Source organism: Acinetobacter sp. TUM15064, assembly GCF_008980265.1.
In the GTDB taxonomy this organism is placed as follows: domain Bacteria; phylum Pseudomonadota; class Gammaproteobacteria; order Pseudomonadales; family Moraxellaceae; genus Acinetobacter.
Window position 1 is genome coordinate 1 of record NZ_BKFU01000191.1, and the last position, 514, is coordinate 514.

Below are 514 nucleotides of genomic sequence, written 5' to 3' on the forward strand. Positions count from 1 at the left end.
GGTTGGCGCCAGTCATCTTTTAAAGCACCTGCCCCAGGGTTACCTAACAGTAAGAAGATAAAAGCAGTAAATGCGGGGATGAGAATGCTAAAAATAGGCGTGTGTTGTTGCCAAAAAGATAAAAAATCAAACATCACGGCTCATCCTCACGTGGGTCGTATGTTGGGGAAGCATCTTCTTTAGCATCAACATGATCACTACCTGATTCATAACGGCTACGTAGCGCAAGTTGTACAATAAACGCTGTAGTTGCAAAACCGATCACGATGGCGGTTAACACCAACGCTTGAGGGAGTGGATCGGTTATTTTTGTCGTTTCAGTTAAAATTGCTGGTGAGCTGATTTGTAATCGACCCATAGCAAATAAAAATAGGTTTACTGCATAACCGATTACAGCCAATCCGAGCACAACAGGGAAAGTACGAGCACGTAAAATCAGATAAATACCTGTGGCAACAAGTAAACCAATAGCAGAAGCCAGTAAGAATTCTAAACTGATCATGATGATTCCTCC

Annotated in this window: 2 protein-coding genes; both read right to left on the reverse strand. The window is 42.4% G+C overall.

Features of this window, described 5'->3' with window-relative positions; all coding sequences use genetic code 11:
- Positions 1-134, reverse strand: a 134-nt coding sequence (locus GBI16_RS19005; RefSeq protein WP_228267874.1) for a hypothetical protein, incomplete at its 3' end; no start/stop codon positions are given.
- The gene (locus GBI16_RS18370) at positions 134-502 is read right to left on the reverse strand and encodes a Na+/H+ antiporter subunit C (RefSeq protein ID WP_002115033.1); all 369 of its coding nucleotides are present in this window, start codon (positions 500-502) and stop codon (positions 134-136) included. The genes GBI16_RS19005 and GBI16_RS18370, both read right to left, overlap by 1 nt.
- Positions 503-514: the final 12 nt, after the last annotated feature.

Excerpts from the sequence above, each read along its gene's own strand:
- GBI16_RS18370 (WP_002115033.1), bottom strand. The coding sequence starts at position 502 with ATGATCAGTTTAGAATTCTTACTGGCTTCTGCTATTGGTTTACTTGTT.